The sequence below is a fragment of the Streptomyces sp. 142MFCol3.1 genome, assembly GCF_000424945.1.
In the GTDB taxonomy this organism is placed as follows: Bacteria; Actinomycetota; Actinomycetes; order Streptomycetales; family Streptomycetaceae; genus Streptomyces; species Streptomyces siamensis.
This window is the reverse complement of sequence record NZ_AUKV01000017.1, coordinates 1-13,727: the sequence shown is the minus strand read 5'-3', so window position 1 is coordinate 13,727 and position 13,727 is coordinate 1. Positions and strand designations below refer to the sequence as shown.

General features: G+C 71.8%; 11 protein-coding genes. 5 read left to right on the top strand and 6 right to left on the bottom strand.

Annotated elements, in window-relative coordinates:
* Positions 1-203: 203 nt before the first annotated feature.
* The 3 genes from H305_RS46955 to H305_RS0124505 form a co-directional block, all read right to left on the bottom strand.
* On the bottom strand, positions 204-875 hold the full coding sequence (locus H305_RS46955) for a ScbR family autoregulator-binding transcription factor (protein WP_051370904.1): 672 nt from the start codon (positions 873-875) through the stop codon (positions 204-206).
* 133 nt (positions 876-1,008) lie between these two features.
* A complete protein-coding gene (locus H305_RS0124510; protein ID WP_078629230.1) occupies positions 1,009-2,793 on the bottom strand; it encodes an IclR family transcriptional regulator domain-containing protein in 1,785 nt (594 codons plus the stop codon).
* A gap of 85 nt (positions 2,794-2,878) precedes the next feature.
* Positions 2,879-4,156, bottom strand: a complete 1,278-nt coding sequence (locus H305_RS0124505; protein ID WP_028802728.1) for a M6 family metalloprotease domain-containing protein — start codon at positions 4,154-4,156, stop codon at positions 2,879-2,881.
* A 454-nt stretch (positions 4,157-4,610) separates the two neighbouring features.
* Here H305_RS0124505 and H305_RS0124500 point away from each other — a divergent pair, with 454 nt between their 5' ends.
* Together H305_RS0124500 and H305_RS0124495 are read left to right on the top strand one after the other, a co-directional pair.
* Positions 4,611-5,255: a TetR/AcrR family transcriptional regulator gene (locus H305_RS0124500; protein WP_028802727.1), complete on the top strand. Its 645-nt coding sequence runs from the start codon at positions 4,611-4,613 to the stop codon at positions 5,253-5,255.
* 242 nt (positions 5,256-5,497) lie between these two features.
* Positions 5,498-7,030, top strand: a complete 1,533-nt coding sequence (locus H305_RS0124495; protein ID WP_028802726.1) for an MFS transporter — start codon at positions 5,498-5,500, stop codon at positions 7,028-7,030.
* 146 nt (positions 7,031-7,176) lie between these two features.
* Here the strand turns inward: H305_RS0124495 and H305_RS0124490 are convergent, their stop codons facing one another.
* Positions 7,177-7,680 (bottom strand): MarR family winged helix-turn-helix transcriptional regulator, encoded by a 504-nt coding sequence (locus H305_RS0124490; RefSeq protein ID WP_078629241.1) that lies wholly within the window; start codon positions 7,678-7,680, stop codon positions 7,177-7,179.
* 171 nt (positions 7,681-7,851) lie between these two features.
* Between H305_RS0124490 and H305_RS0124485 the strand changes: the two genes are divergently transcribed.
* The gene (locus tag H305_RS0124485) at positions 7,852-8,619 is read left to right on the top strand and encodes a dioxygenase (protein ID WP_028802724.1); all 768 of its coding nucleotides are present in this window, start codon (positions 7,852-7,854) and stop codon (positions 8,617-8,619) included.
* A 7-nt stretch (positions 8,620-8,626) separates the two neighbouring features.
* On the opposite strand, the gene H305_RS0124480 is transcribed toward H305_RS0124485, so the two are convergent.
* Positions 8,627-9,151, bottom strand: a complete 525-nt coding sequence (locus H305_RS0124480; protein ID WP_028802723.1) for a GNAT family N-acetyltransferase — start codon at positions 9,149-9,151, stop codon at positions 8,627-8,629.
* Between the two features lie 170 nt (positions 9,152-9,321).
* Here H305_RS0124480 and H305_RS0124475 point away from each other — a divergent pair, with 170 nt between their 5' ends.
* A complete protein-coding gene (locus H305_RS0124475) occupies positions 9,322-10,320 on the top strand; it encodes a sigma-70 family RNA polymerase sigma factor (RefSeq protein WP_028802722.1) in 999 nt (332 codons plus the stop codon).
* Between the two features lie 451 nt (positions 10,321-10,771).
* Here H305_RS0124475 and H305_RS0124470 read toward each other — a convergent pair whose 3' ends face one another.
* The gene (locus H305_RS0124470; protein ID WP_028802721.1) at positions 10,772-11,773 is read right to left on the bottom strand and encodes a helix-turn-helix transcriptional regulator; all 1,002 of its coding nucleotides are present in this window, start codon (positions 11,771-11,773) and stop codon (positions 10,772-10,774) included.
* Positions 11,774-11,835: 62 nt separating this feature from the next.
* Here H305_RS0124470 and H305_RS0124465 point away from each other — a divergent pair, with 62 nt between their 5' ends.
* Entirely contained in the window at positions 11,836-13,386 is a 1,551-nt protein-coding gene (locus H305_RS0124465) for an MFS transporter (RefSeq protein ID WP_028802720.1), read from the top strand.
* The last annotated feature ends 341 nt before the right edge of the window (positions 13,387-13,727 follow it).

Below are 13,727 nucleotides of genomic sequence, written 5' to 3'. Positions count from 1 at the left end.
CGTTGAGAGGCGTCTGCCATCCAGAGGGCGCCAGCCAGCCGGTGGGCCTCGAGGGGACGGCAGGTGCCGGGAGGATGCCGGGCGCCGAGGGGACGGCAGGTGCCGGGAGGATGCCGGACGCCGAGGGGACGACAGGCGCCGGGAGGATGCCGGACGCCGAGAGGTCGTCGGACGCCGCGAGGGTGCCGGGTGCCGAGCCGAGGTCAGGCGCCGGGCGTTCCGGAGGCCCCGGTCCGCAGCGGCCGGTGCGCGCGGCCGAGCGCCGTCGTCGCGGGATCGGTGACCCCCTCCGGACGGACCCGCGCCAGCGCGCCCGGGTGCGCGACGGACGGCAGCAGATGCCGCCAGAGCACGGCGACGCGGTCCCGCAGGTCGGCCCGCCCTGTGAGCGCCTGGGCCACCAGCTGCACGCCGGTGAAGGACGCCACGACGAACTCGGCGGTCTCGACCGGGTCGACCTGCGGAAGGACCTCGCCCGCCGCCTTGCCCTCGGCCAGCAGCCGGGCGGTGAGCTCGAACCAGCCGCCCCACGGATGCGTCCCGTCGACGAGGACCCCCTCGATGGACAGCCGGCTGCCGGCCCGGGCGAGCGGGTCGTGGCGCAGCGCGTACGCGAACTGGTGGGTGATGTCGACGACCGACTGGAGGGGCGAGCCGTGCTCCGGCACGGTCACCAGCGCGGTCTGCTCGTCGATGACCGCCCGCGCGAGATCGGATTTGGCCGCGAAGTGGAAGTACAGGGCGCCCTTGGTGACGTTCGCCCTGTGCAGGATCTCCGAGATCGCCGCGCGCTCGTAGCCGCGGTCGGCGAACACGCACGCGGCGGCTTCCACTATCGAGCGCCGGGTCCGCACCGCGCGAGCTTGTCTGGCCATCTCTCCCCTTCCGGGAGGTGCGTGCGTGCCCGGCGGGCGCCACGCAGGACCGCCGTGCAGCAGAAGGGGGCTCACCCTACCGGCCGGTCTGTTTCTCCGGCACGGAGCCGAGAGCCACGGGTCGCGCCCGGACTCAGCTGAGCGGTACCCGCCGGAAGCGGCTCGCGACGCGCAGTTCCGCCTCGATGCGGCCCGCCGTCGCGTGCAGCTCGGGCAGCACGTCGCGGACACAGGCCTCGGCGCTGCGGCGGCTGCTGTGCATGGCGACGTTCACCGCGGCCACGACCCGCCCGTCCCGTCCGCGCACGGGCACGGCGATGGACCGCAGGCCCTCCTCCAGCTCCTCGTCGACCAGGGCGTATCCGGCGTCCCGTACGCGCGCCAGCTCGGTCTCGATGCGTTCGGGGTCGGTGAGGGTGCGCGCGGTCGGTGGACGCAGTTCGGGCCGGGGGGCCCGGGGGCGGTCGGCCAGCATCACGCGGCCCAGCGAGGTCGGGTAGGCGGGCAGCCGGGTCCCGACGGTGATGTTGACGCTCATGATGCGGCTGGTGGCGACGTGGCCGACGTACTGGATCTCGTCGCCGGTCAGGATCGCCAGCGACACGGAGTCGTGCAGCTGCTGGGAGAGTTCGGTCAGGTGCGGGGCCGCGATGTCGGGCAGCGAGCTCCGTGACAGTGGGGGGAAACCCAGGCCCAGGACGCGCGGGGTGAGCCGGAAGACCCGGCCGTGGGCCGTGACGTGGCCGAGGTGCTCCAGAGTGATCAGGGCGCGGCGGGCTGTCGCGCGGGCGAGGCCGGTGGCCTGGGCGACCTCCGTGAGGGTGAGCTCGGCGCGGCCCTCGCCGAAGGCGGTGATCACGGTCAGGCCGCGGGCCAGCGACTCGACGAACTCCCGCCCCAGCTCCTGCTTGGAGGCGCTGGTCCAGGCGGCGAGCCCCGCGGGGCAGCCCGGCGCGTTCCGGTCGGCGGGCGGCGCCTTCCGCAGCTCCTGCTCCATCGCGGCCACGGCGGCGCGCAGCCGCGGCAGCAGTGTGTCCCGCAGCCCGTCCACGGTGTGCCGGCTGGTGTGGCTGACCACGCTCACCACGCAGGCGATCCGTCCCGACTCCCGCACGGGCATGGCGAGGGCGACGAGTCCGGGCTCGATGAGCTGGTCGTCCAGTGCCCACCCCTGCTCCCGGGCACGAAGGGTGCGGAGCTCGAAGTCGTCCCCGACGGCGGCGGGCCGCGTGGTCGGGGGCGTGGAGTCCGGTTCCCGGCCGGTGTCCTCGATGGGCCGGCTCCGGGCCGGTACGGCGGGGAACCCGCGGTCCTCCGGGTCGGAGGTGCGGCGTTCGCGCCAGCGCGCCCAGTCCGCCTCGTCCCACTCGGTGGCGAACAGCGGCCCGGGCGCGGTGCGTTCGGCGGGCAGCAGGTCGCCGATGCGGAAGCTCAGGGACATGGCGCGGCGCCGGATCGCCTGATGGATGAAGCGGATGCCGTCGCGGTCGCCGACGGCGAGGGAGACCGACTCGTCGAGTGCGTCGGCGAGCGCGTCGGCGTGCGCGTCCAGGAGGCGGGGGAGCCGCAGGGCCGCGAGGTAGGCGTTGCCGAGTTCCATCAGACGGGGGGCGAGCACGGCGTCCCGGCCGTCGAGGCGTACGTATCCCATGCGGGCGAGGGTCGCGGTGATCCGGTCGACGGTGGAGCGGGCCAGTCCGGTGGCCCGTTCCAGTCCGCTCAGGCTGGACGCCCCGTCCGCCTCGGTCAGCCGCCGCAGGACGGCGATGCCGCGGATGAGGGGGGTGACGGCCTCGGCGGGAACGGCCGCAGCCGCGGCGCCGGACACGGGTTTGGCCCCGGCGGGCGACGTCCGGGATCCGGGTCCCGGCCCGGTTGCGTTCCCGGCGCCGGAGGCCGGTGCGGCGTTCGATGGCATGGGCGCTCCGTTGCGGATCTCAGAAGAGACACCGTAGTGCTTGCCGGGCCGTATCAGCAGGTCGGCGACGGGCGCCGCCCGCGGCTCAGCGCCGGGTGACGGCGATGTGGTACTCCCCGGAGAGGTCGGCGGAGGCGACCCGGACCGTGACCCCCGTCTTGGGGTCCTTGAAGGTCTCGCCGGGGACGAACGGTGCGTCGGAGAGTTCCGCGTGCACGTTGGGGGAGCGGGTGCAGCCACCGCTGTCGCGCTGGGAGTCGTACACCGTGACGGGGCCGTTCCCGGTGTCGACGCTCGCGTCGACCTTGTAGATGAGGATGCCGGGGCGGCAGACCTCGGAGTCGTTGCCGCCCCGGGTGCGCAGTTCGAGGGCGTAACCGGTCTTGGGGCTGATGGGGACGAAGACGAGCTTGTTGCCGCCGCGCCGGGCCAGCGGGGTGAGCGTGTACTCCGTGGTGCCGGGTATCGCCGCGCAGCTGACCTGCGAGTCGTCGAGCCAGCCGAGCTTCCACTTGTGCCAGCCGAGCAGGTCGTTGTCGGCGCCCCAGTCCTCGCTCATGATGTCCCAGTGCCCGACCGCGCCCCCGCCGTCCTGGGTGTACAGGTCGGGGAGGCCGAAGGTGTGGCCGTTCTCGTGGGGGAGCACCCGGTAACCGGTGTCGGCGTAGGAGCCGGAGCCGTCGTCCTGGCGGCTGTAGACGAAGGACGCGTTGGAGACGGGGACGCCGTCGGCGACCGGTGCGTCGCCGTTGCCGGCGAAGGTCACGGACAGGACGGTGTCCAGGGCGGAGGGCCCGGCGTTCGGGGTGACCAGGACGTTCAGGATGTCGTAGTCGCGGAAGTCGACGGTGGCGTCGGCGGCGGCGACGATGTCCTGCACCAGCTCCCGGTACCCGGGGTCGAAGGGCGCGCCGCGCTCTATGCCGTAGTCCTTGAAGGTCTTGGGCATCCGCAGCCAGTGCGTGATCGGGGTCTCGGGGCGGTAGTCGAGACGGCCGTACGAAGCGGTGCGGAACCAGTCCCGCGTCTTGGGGAAGAACTCGCCGTAGCGGTCCATCGCGCTGCCCTTGCCGGGCGCGTCGGAGAAGTCGATCATCAGGGTGAGGGCTCGGACGGTGCCGGTGGAGCGGGCGTAGCCGGTCGTGGTGGGGACGCCTTCCCCCATCTGTACTCTCATCGCTCCGTTGATCATGCAGGGGCCGAGCGCCGTGGAGCGCGCCAGAGCGATGGATCCCGCCGCTGTGGATCCCGCTGTGAGGTGCCCGGTGCCGGCGGAGGTGCTCACCGCCAGCGTGAGGACGGTCACCGTGGCGAGTGCGGCCGCGCGGCGCGGGCGTATGCGGCGGCGGCTGGTCGGCTGCATGCATGGGCCTCTCGCTCCACGGCAGCCGCCGGTTTTTGGCTGCACCCTTGCGATCACCCTGTGCCGACCACCCGGCGGGCGCGCGCTGGATGAGCCCGATCGGGTCGTCGGCCCGGGATGCCGGGGGTGTCCGCGGATCCTCGGAACGTCCCTCTTCAGAGGCGGTGCGGCGCGCGCGGCGCAAGGCCCCCGCGAGACACACGCCGGCAGCGGCCGGGGGGCCGGCGCGCCGAGCGGCAGAGGTCGCGTGGAGGGCTCGGGCGAGGCGGCGGCGGCAGCGGGCCGCGGTCCGCGCGAGGACCCGGTGACCGGCCCGACGGAGATGTGAGGCAGGTCACATCGAGGCGGGGAAATAACCGGGGATCGTTTCCCCGTTTAGCTCTGTGTCCGAGCGAAACGGGGAGCGAATCCCCGGATCGCAATCCGAACTTCCAGCGACTCCGAGGAGCACACCGTGGACACCGCCACCCCCGTGCGGCGCCGAGTGGCCCGGCCGCGCGCCGATGCCCTGCGCAACCGGGAGCGGATCGTCGCCGCCGCCCGCGAGATGTTCGTCGAGTTCGGCCCCGAGGTGCCGTTCGACGAGATCGCGCGCCGGGCCGGCGTCGGCAACGCCACGGTGTACCGCAACTTCCCTGACCGCGACGCCCTCGCGCGCGAGGTCGTCTGCGCGGTGATGGACCGCACCTCGGAGTGGGTCGAGCGGGCGCTCGCCGAAGGCGGCGACGCCTTCGCGACGCTCAGCGGCTTCGTGCACTTCGCCGCCGACGAGCGGATCGGCGCGCTGTGCCCGATGCTCTCCGAGAGCTTCGACCAGCATCACCCCGACCTGGTCGCCGCGCGCGATCGGGTCACCGAACTCATCACGGAACTGATGTCGCGCGCCCGCGAGGCCGGACAGCTGCGCCCCGACGTCGAGTTCGGCGACCTGATGATCGCGCTCAGCCAGCTCACCCGGCCGCTGCCCGGCACCGCCTGCCGTGGCATCGACCGCTTCGTACACCGCCATCTACAGCTGTTCCTGGACGGCATGCGGGCCCCGGCCCGCTCCGTACTGCCCGGAGTGGCCGCCACCGTGGAGGACATGCGCCGAGCGTGACCGACGATTCCACCCTCGCATCGACGATTCCACCCTCGCATCGACGAATCGACCATCGCATCGATGAGTTCGGCGCACCGCGCCGGTCCGTACTGACAGCCGGTAGTTCCCTCCGGAACTTCCTGTAGTTCCTCCCGGAACGTCCCGTCAGTCCCCTGCCAAGCTTCCCGGCCGTCAACGATGACGAGCCGTCCCTTTCTCTCGACCTCTTTTCGACACGAAGTCCCGGAGTGGGTATCCCCATGTCAGAAACAGGAACGCCGGCGCTCGCCGCCGACGCCGATTCCAACCGCTGGAAGGCGCTCGCGTTCATCGCGCTCGCCCAGCTGATGGTCGTCCTCGACGCGACCATCGTGAACATCGCCCTGCCCTCCGCCCAGCAGGACCTGGGGATATCGGACGGCAACCGTCAGTGGGTCATCACCGCCTACGCCCTCGCATTCGGCGGTCTGCTGCTCTTCGGCGGCCGCATCGCCGACCTGTGGGGCCGCAAGCGCACCTTCGTCACCGGCCTGATCGGGTTCGCCGGCGCCTCCGCCCTCGGCGGTGCCGCCCAGGGCGAGGCCCTGCTGCTCGGGGCCCGCGCCCTCCAGGGCGCGTTCGGCGCGCTGCTCGCGCCCGCCGCGCTCTCGCTGCTCGCCGTGATGTTCACCGACGCCAAGGAGCGCGCCAAGGCGTTCGGCATCTACGGTGCGATCGCCGGTGGCGGTGGCGCCGTCGGCCTCATCCTCGGCGGCTTCCTCACCGAGTACCTGAACTGGCGCTGGACCTTCTACGTGAACATCCCGTTCGCGATCGTCGCCGCCGCCGGTGCGTACTTCGTCATCCGTGAGCCGGCCGGTGGCCGCAACCGCTCGCCGCTCGACATCCCCGGCGTCGTCCTGTCCACCCTGGGTCTGGTCTCCCTCGTCTACGGCTTCACCCGCGCCGAGTCCGAGGGCTGGAGCGACTCGGTGACGGTCGGCCTGTTCGTCGCCTCGGCGGTGCTGCTCGCGGCCTTCGTGCTCGTCGAGTCCAAGGTCAAGGCCCCGCTGCTGCCCCTGCGCGTGGTCACCGAGCGCAACCGTGGTGGTGTCTACCTCTCCCTGGGTCTCGCGGTCATCGCGATGTTCGGCCTGTTCCTCTTCCTGACCTACTACCTCCAGATCGTGAAGGGCTACTCGCCGGTCAAGACCGGCTTCGCCTTCCTGCCGATGATCGCGGGCATGATCACGGGCTCCACCCAGATCGGCGCCCGGCTGATGACCCGCGTCCCGGCGCGGCTGCTGATGGGCCCCGGCTTCCTGACCGCCGCGGTCGGCATGCTGCTGCTGACGCAGCTGGAGATCGGTTCCTCGTACGCGGGACTGCTGCTCCCGGCGCAGCTGCTGCTCGGCCTCGGCATGGGCAGCGCCTTCATGCCGGCCATGTCCCTGGCCACGACGGGCGTCGAGCCCCGTGACGCCGGTGTCGCCTCCGCGATGGTCAACACCTCGCAGCAGGTGGGCGGCGCCATCGGTACGGCCCTGCTGAACACGATCGCCGCCTCGGCGACCACCTCGTACGTCGCGGACCACATCGGCGGTGCCACCTCCAAGCCGCAGCAGCAGCTCGTCCACCTGCAGGGTCTGGTGAACGGCTACACCAACGCGATCTGGTTCGCCGTCGGCATCCTCGTGGTCGCCGCGGCGATCGCCCTCACCTTCGTCAACGCCGGTCGCCCGGACATCTCCTCGGCCGCCGGTCAGGGTGAGGGCGTCGAGGACGAGGTGAAGATCCCGGTCGTCGCACACTGACGGCCACGCACTCCGGCTGCTTCGCGTACGGACAAGGGGTGGGGACGCCTCGTCCGTACGAACCCCAGGGTCCGCCCCGGCTCCCGAGCACGACGGAGCCGGGGCGGACCCGTGTCCGGCAGGAGCGGCGGGGCCGCTTCCGGCGGTCAGCGCAGCCAGGGCAGGTCCGCGCCCGCGTCCTTCGGCTGGAGCCCCTCGGCGATGACGAGCATGGCCTCGCCGAGGGCTTTGTGCTGTTCGGGGGTGAGCCGGTCGAACATGGCCTGACGCACGGCGGCCACATGGCCGGGCGCGGCCTTGCTCAGCGTCTCCTGCCCCGCGTCGGTGAGGACCGCGAACTGGCCCCGCTTGTCGGAGGGGCAGTCCTCGCGGCGCACCCAGCCGTTCTTCTCCAGGCGGGCGATCGCGTGCGACAGGCGGGAGCGGGTGATCTTCGCGTTCATGGCCAGTTCGGTCATCCGCAGCCGCCTGCGCGGAGCCTCGGCGAGCTGCACGAGCAGCCCGTAGTAGACGTGCGGCATCCCCGCGTCGCGCTGCAGCTGCCGGTCGAGATGGTCCTCGAGGAGAGTGGCTGCGTGCATGTACGCGCGCCAGGTGCGCTGTTCCTCGTCGGTGAGCCAGCGCGGCTCTTCAGCGGGTGCCGTGTTCATGTACTCCACTGTACGAGCCCCTTCTTGAATATTAAACAAACCAGGGGTATCGTGCGCCGTAGAGATTGAGAGTTCAAGTATCCAGTCCTACGGTGAAAGCCTCCGGAGGGAGCCGCAGTCATGTCTGCCGCCACGTCTTTCGCAGCCGGGGAGCGTGCCCCGCGGCAGCGCATGCCCGCCCTCTATCTCAGCCACGGCGCACCGCCCCTCGCCGACGACCCCGTCTGGCCCGGCCAGCTCGCGGCCTGGTCCGCCGGCCTCCCCCGCCCGACGGCGATCCTGATGGTGTCCGCCCACTGGGAGGAGGCCCCGCTCGCCGTCGGCGCCGTCGAGACCGTGCCCCTCGTGTACGACTTCTGGGGTTTCCCCGAGCACTACTACCGGGTCGAGTACGCGGCCCCCGGCGCCCCCGCGCTCGCCGAGTCGGTACGGAAGCTGCTGCGCGCCCCCGGCGCGCCGGTCCAGGACGTCCCGGACCGCGGGCTGGACCACGGCGCCTACGTACCGCTGGTGGAGATGTACCCCGAGGCCGACATCCCGGTCCTCCAGGTCTCGCTGCCGACCCTCGACCCGGTCCGCCTGTTCGAGATCGGCCGCAAGCTGGCGCCGCTGCGCGACGAGGGCGTCCTGATCGTCGGGTCCGGCTTCTTCACCCACAACCTGGCGGCGCTGCGGCACACCGGCGGTGGAGTGCCGTCCTGGTCCAGCGAGTTCGACGACTGGGGCCACCGGGCCCTCGACGCCGGCGACGTGGACGCGCTGCTCGACTTCGAGCGCAAGTCCCCGGCCGGCCGCCTCGCCCACCCGCGTACCGAGCACTTCGCCCCCCTGTTCGTGACCATGGGCGCGGCCGACGAGTTCGGAGAGCTGGAGGGGCAGAGGTCCGTCATCGACGGGTTCTGGATGGGTATGGCGAAGCGGTCGGTGCAGTTCGGCTGACCCGCCTCTAGTCGTTCAGTTTCCTCTCGTACCAGGCGACGTCCCAGTACCGGCCGAACTTGCGGCCGACCTCCCGGTAGGTGCCCACGTGCCGGAACCCGAAGCGTTCGTGCAGCCGCACGGACGCTTCGTTGGGCAGCGCGATGCCCGCGTAGGCCCGGTGCAGGTCCTCTCCCGCGAGCGCGTCGAAGAGGCTCTCGTACAGCAGGGTGCCGATGCCGCGCCCGCCGGCGTCCGGGGCGACGTACACGGTGACCTCGACCGAGGTCGCGTAGGCGGGCTTCGGCCGGAACGCGCTGGACGTCGCGTAGCCCAGAAGCCGCTGTGAGTCCACGTCCGTGGCAACCATCAGGCGGTGCGGTCCGTCTTCAGGGTGGGAGAGCAGCCACGAGCGACGCGCTTCCGGCGTGAACACGGCGGTGTCGAATGTGATGGACGTCTCACGCACGTAGTGGTTGTAGAGGTCCGTCAGTGCGCCGAGATCGGCCTCGACTCCGGGCCTGACCTGCGCCTCTGTATGTCCGACAGGCATCTGTCCTCCCTGGGTGGCCGGACAGGGTACTGCATGATCAGAAAAATCGAGGGGCGGGTTGGGAATTCTGTCCTGATTCCAGTCGTTGTTTCCATCGGATGCCGGGCACCCGGGAGGGTGGCCCCGAAGTCCAGGACCACCCGCAAGCCCACCATCGCAAGGGAGCACGCATGGCAACCCGTGCCGTCGCCCGTCGTCAGTCCGCCGCCGGCGAGACCGCCGACGCGGCACGCAGTGTTCGCGCCGTAGGCGGCGAGATCGCCGACCGCGACCTGGTCGGCATGTACCTCGACGAGATCGCGCGTACGCCCCTGCTCGACGCCGCCAAGGAAGTCGAGCTGTCCCAGATCATCGAGGCGGGTGTGTTCGCGCGGCAGATCCTCGACGGGGAGGAGGAGGCCCAGGCCGACGCCACCCGTGAGGAGCTCGAGGCGCTCGTCGCGGAGGCGGAGCGCGCGAAGGACATATTCATCCGTTCGAACCTCCGCCTGGTCGTGGCTGTGGCGCGACGCTACCCGCGCAGCGGCCTGCCCCTGCTCGACCTGATCCAGGAGGGCAACGCGGGTCTGGTCCGCGCCGTCGAGAAGTTCGACTACCGCAAGGGCTTCAAGTTCTCGACGTACGCCACATGGTGGATCCGCCAGGCCATCACCCGCTCGATCGCCGACCAGTCGCGCACGATCCGCCTCCCCGTGCACCTGGTCGAGGAGCTGGGCCGCATCCGCCGCGTACAGCGCGAGTTCAACCGCGAGCACGGGCGGGAGCCGGAGCACGCGGAGATCGCCGCCGAGCTCGGTTCGACCCCGGAGCGCGTGGGCGACGTCCTGGACTGGGCCCGCGACCCGGTCTCGCTGAACATGTCGGTGGACGACGAGGGCGAGACCCAGTTCGGCGACCTGCTGGAGGACACCTCGGCCGTGTCGCCCGAGCAGTCGGTGCTGACACTCCTGCGCAGCGAGGGGCTGGACGACCTGATCGGCCGCCTCGACCAGCGCACGGCCTCCATCATCAAGATGCGGTACGGCATCGAGGACGGCCGGGAGCGCACGCTCACCGAGGTCGGCAAGGAGCACGGGCTGACGCGCGAGCGCATCCGTCAGATCGAGAAGCACGCCCTTCTCGAACTGAAGAAGCTGGCCCGCGACACCGGGTTCGACGCGGCGGCGTGAGCACCGGAGTCGACCAGTCCGCCCGCGTCGCGCCCGACCGCGCGCGCACGTTGGCCACAAGTCGACCAGACATGGCCATGTAAGGCCGCTTCAACCTGCTGGGCTCTGGGAACAAGACTTCAGAGCCCAGGGTTGAAGGGCTCAGCCCAGGGCAGACGCACCATCGACCCCCAAGAGCCGAGTCCCGACGCACCCCCCCTCGCGACGGGACTCTTCCGAGCCGAGCCTCGGCGCCTCACCCCCCCCTGGCGCCGAGGCTCGGCTCCGTTCCGAGAGGGCCGCGCGGGCTTTCGGGCAGAACGCTGACGGGCCACCCCGGACCTGAACCCCGGGGTGACCCGAAGGGCAGATTCTGCCACAGCGACACGACGGCACCCGGCCCCGACGAGGCTGAGCCCGCAGGCCCGGTGAGCGGGCAGGCCGCGCGGCGGGCAGGCCCGGGGGCCGAGGCTCATCCGCGGGGCGCGGCGAGCGTTCCGGAGTCCGCCGGGTCGCCGCCCGCCCGGGTCAGGCGAGCGCCCAAGTCCCGCACGCAGCCGACCAGTTCGGGCGGCTCGTGCACGACGAACTCGCAGTCGACCATCGCGAGCCGCACCGCCAGCCACTCCACGGAGTCGCCGGCCGAGGCCCGCAGCCGGCACCTGTGGTCGTCGACCGGTTCGGGCGCACCGAGCCAGGCGGGCAGCCGCGCCGCGACGAATTCGGCGGGAGCGGCGAAGGCGACCTCGAAGGTGTACGTCTCCTGGCGCCGGTACATGGACTGCCGCAGGTAGTCGGCGGCGTTCCCGGCGGGCAGCTCGCGCGCAGCGAACCGGCTCCCCGTGGCGAACGGCTCGGAGACCCGGTCGACGCGGAACGTACGCCAGTCCTCGCGGTCGACGTCGTAGGCGACGAGGTACCACCGGCGGCCGGTGGAGACGAGCCGGTACGGCTCCGTCAGCCGCCGTGACGGCGTCCCGTCCCCCGAGCGGTACGCGAACCGCAGCCGCTCCCGGCCCGCGACGCACGACGCCATCACGGTCAGCGTCTCGGGCGCGATGCTCGCACCGTCCCCGCTGGTCAGCGGAGTGGTGGCGGCCTGCAGCGTGGACACGCGGTGGCGCAGCCGGGACGGCAGCACCTGCTCCAGCTTGGCCAGGGCCCGTACCGAGGCCTCCTCCACGCCCTCGACGGCGTGCCCGGCGCCGGCCCGCAGCCCCACCGCGATCGCGACGGCCTCCTCGTCGTCGAGCACGAGCGGCGGCATCGCCTTGCCCGCGACCAGCCGGTACCCGCCGTCGGCCCCCTTGGTCGCCTGCACGGGATAGCCGAGCTCCCGCAGGCGGTCGATGTCGCGCCGGACGGTACGGCGGGACACCCCGAGCCGCTCGGAGAGCTCGCCGCCAGGCCATTCGCGGGGCGTCTGGAGGAGGGAGAGGAGCTGGAGGAGACGTGCCGGAGTGTCCGTTGTCATGTTGCCCAGAGTGCCGCAGATCTAGGACACGATCTGACCTAGTGGCGTTCTACCTTCTTTCCATGACCTCCACCGAGACCACTCTCAGCAGCACGGCCGAGCCGGCCGACGCCCCGGACGGGGCGGCCGACCGGCGGCGCTGGTTCGCCCTCGCCATCGTGATGACCGCGGCCTTCATGGACCTGGTCGACGTCACGATCGTCAACATCGCGATCCCGTCGATCAAGCGGGACGCCGGCGCCTCGTTCAGCCAGATCCAGTGGATCACCGCGGGCTACGCGCTGGCCTTCGCCGCCGGACTGATCACGGGTGGACGGCTCGGCGACATCCACGGCCGCAAGCGGCTCTTCCTCATCGGCATAGCGGGATTCACCGTGGCCTCGGCCCTGTGCGGCTTCGCCGCCAACCCGGAGATGCTCGTCGCCTCGCGCATCCTGCAGGGCGCCATGGCGGCGATGATGGTGCCGCAGGTGCTGTCGATCGTGCACGCCACCTTCCCGGCGCACGAGCGGGGCAAGGTCTTCGGCCTCTTCGGCGCGATCGTCGGTCTCGGCGCCGTGTCGGGCCCGCTGCTAGGCGCTCTGCTCACCGAGTGGAACCTGTTCGGCCTGGAGTGGCGGCCGATCTTCCTGATCAACCTGCCGGTGGGTGTGGTCGCGCTGTTCCTGGGCCGCCGTTTCATCAGCGAGTCCAAGGCCCCGCGGGCCCTCAGGCTCGACCTCGTCGGCGTCGCCCTCGTCACGCTCGGCCTGCTGATGCTGCTCTACCCGCTGACCCGTGGCCGCGAGCTGGGCTGGCCGGTGTGGGGATACGTGTCGATGGCCGGCGCCCTGGTCGTCTTCGCGGTACTGGTGGCATACGAGAGGCGGAAGGCGGAGCGGGACGGTTCGCCGCTGGTGGAGCTGTCGCTGTTCAAGGTGAAGAGCTTCGCGGCGGGCATCGCCGTCCAGACGGTCTTCGGTGTCGGCCTCGGCGTCTTCTTCCTGGTCTGGACCCTGTACATGCAGGTCGGCCTCGGCTGGAGCCCGCTGCGGGCCGGTCTGACCGGGGTTCCGTTCTCCATCGCGGTGTCGGCGGCGGCGGGCATGTCGGTGCAGCTGCTGGTCCCCCGGTTCGGCCGCAAGGTCCTCCAGACGGGCGCCCTGACCATGGCGCTCGGTGTGCTCCTCTACATCTGGGAGTCCGACCGGTACGGCATGTCCATCGCCTCCTGGCAGATGGCCCTCCCGCTGGTGGTCATGGGTGCGGGCATGGGCTTCATCGTGGCCCCGCTGACGGACGCGGTGCTCTCGGAGGTCCCGCGCGAGCACTCCGGCTCGGCCTCCGGACTCATCAACACCGTGCAGCAGATGGGCAACGCCCTCGGACTCGGGCTGGTGTCCGTCCTCTTCTTCGGCGAGATCGGCGACCGGCTGACCCCGGCCCAGGTGGGCCCCGCCTTCGTGAACGCCTTCCAGCACGCGCTGGGCTGGGTCGCGGCGGTGATGGCGGCCATCTTCGTGCTGATGTTCGCCCTGCCGAAGCGGCCGGCCCAGCACGTCGAGGGCGCGGACGCCGAGGACGCGGGCGTCGGCACGGCCGCGGGGGAGCGGGAGCCCGAGCTCGTCGGCTGAGACCCGTTGGGAGGGGGGCGGGCCCGGCACCTCAGGTGCCGGGCCCGCCCCCGTTCCCACACCGCGCACCCGTCCCTGCCCGCACCCGTCCCCTCACCGCTGGGGCCATGCCACCGCAACCCCCTCCGGCCCGCACCCGGCCTCCCACGGAAGGGGCGAAGAGCGGGCCCATGCCACCGCAACTCCCTCCGGCCCGCACCCGGCCTCCCACGGAAGGGGCCGTGCCGGTGAATCACATGCCCGTTGCGGACGGCAACACGAACCCACCGCACCGACACACCGGACCACACGACGGCTGCAACGGGCGGATCACCGGCACGGACCCGACCCACCCACCGGAC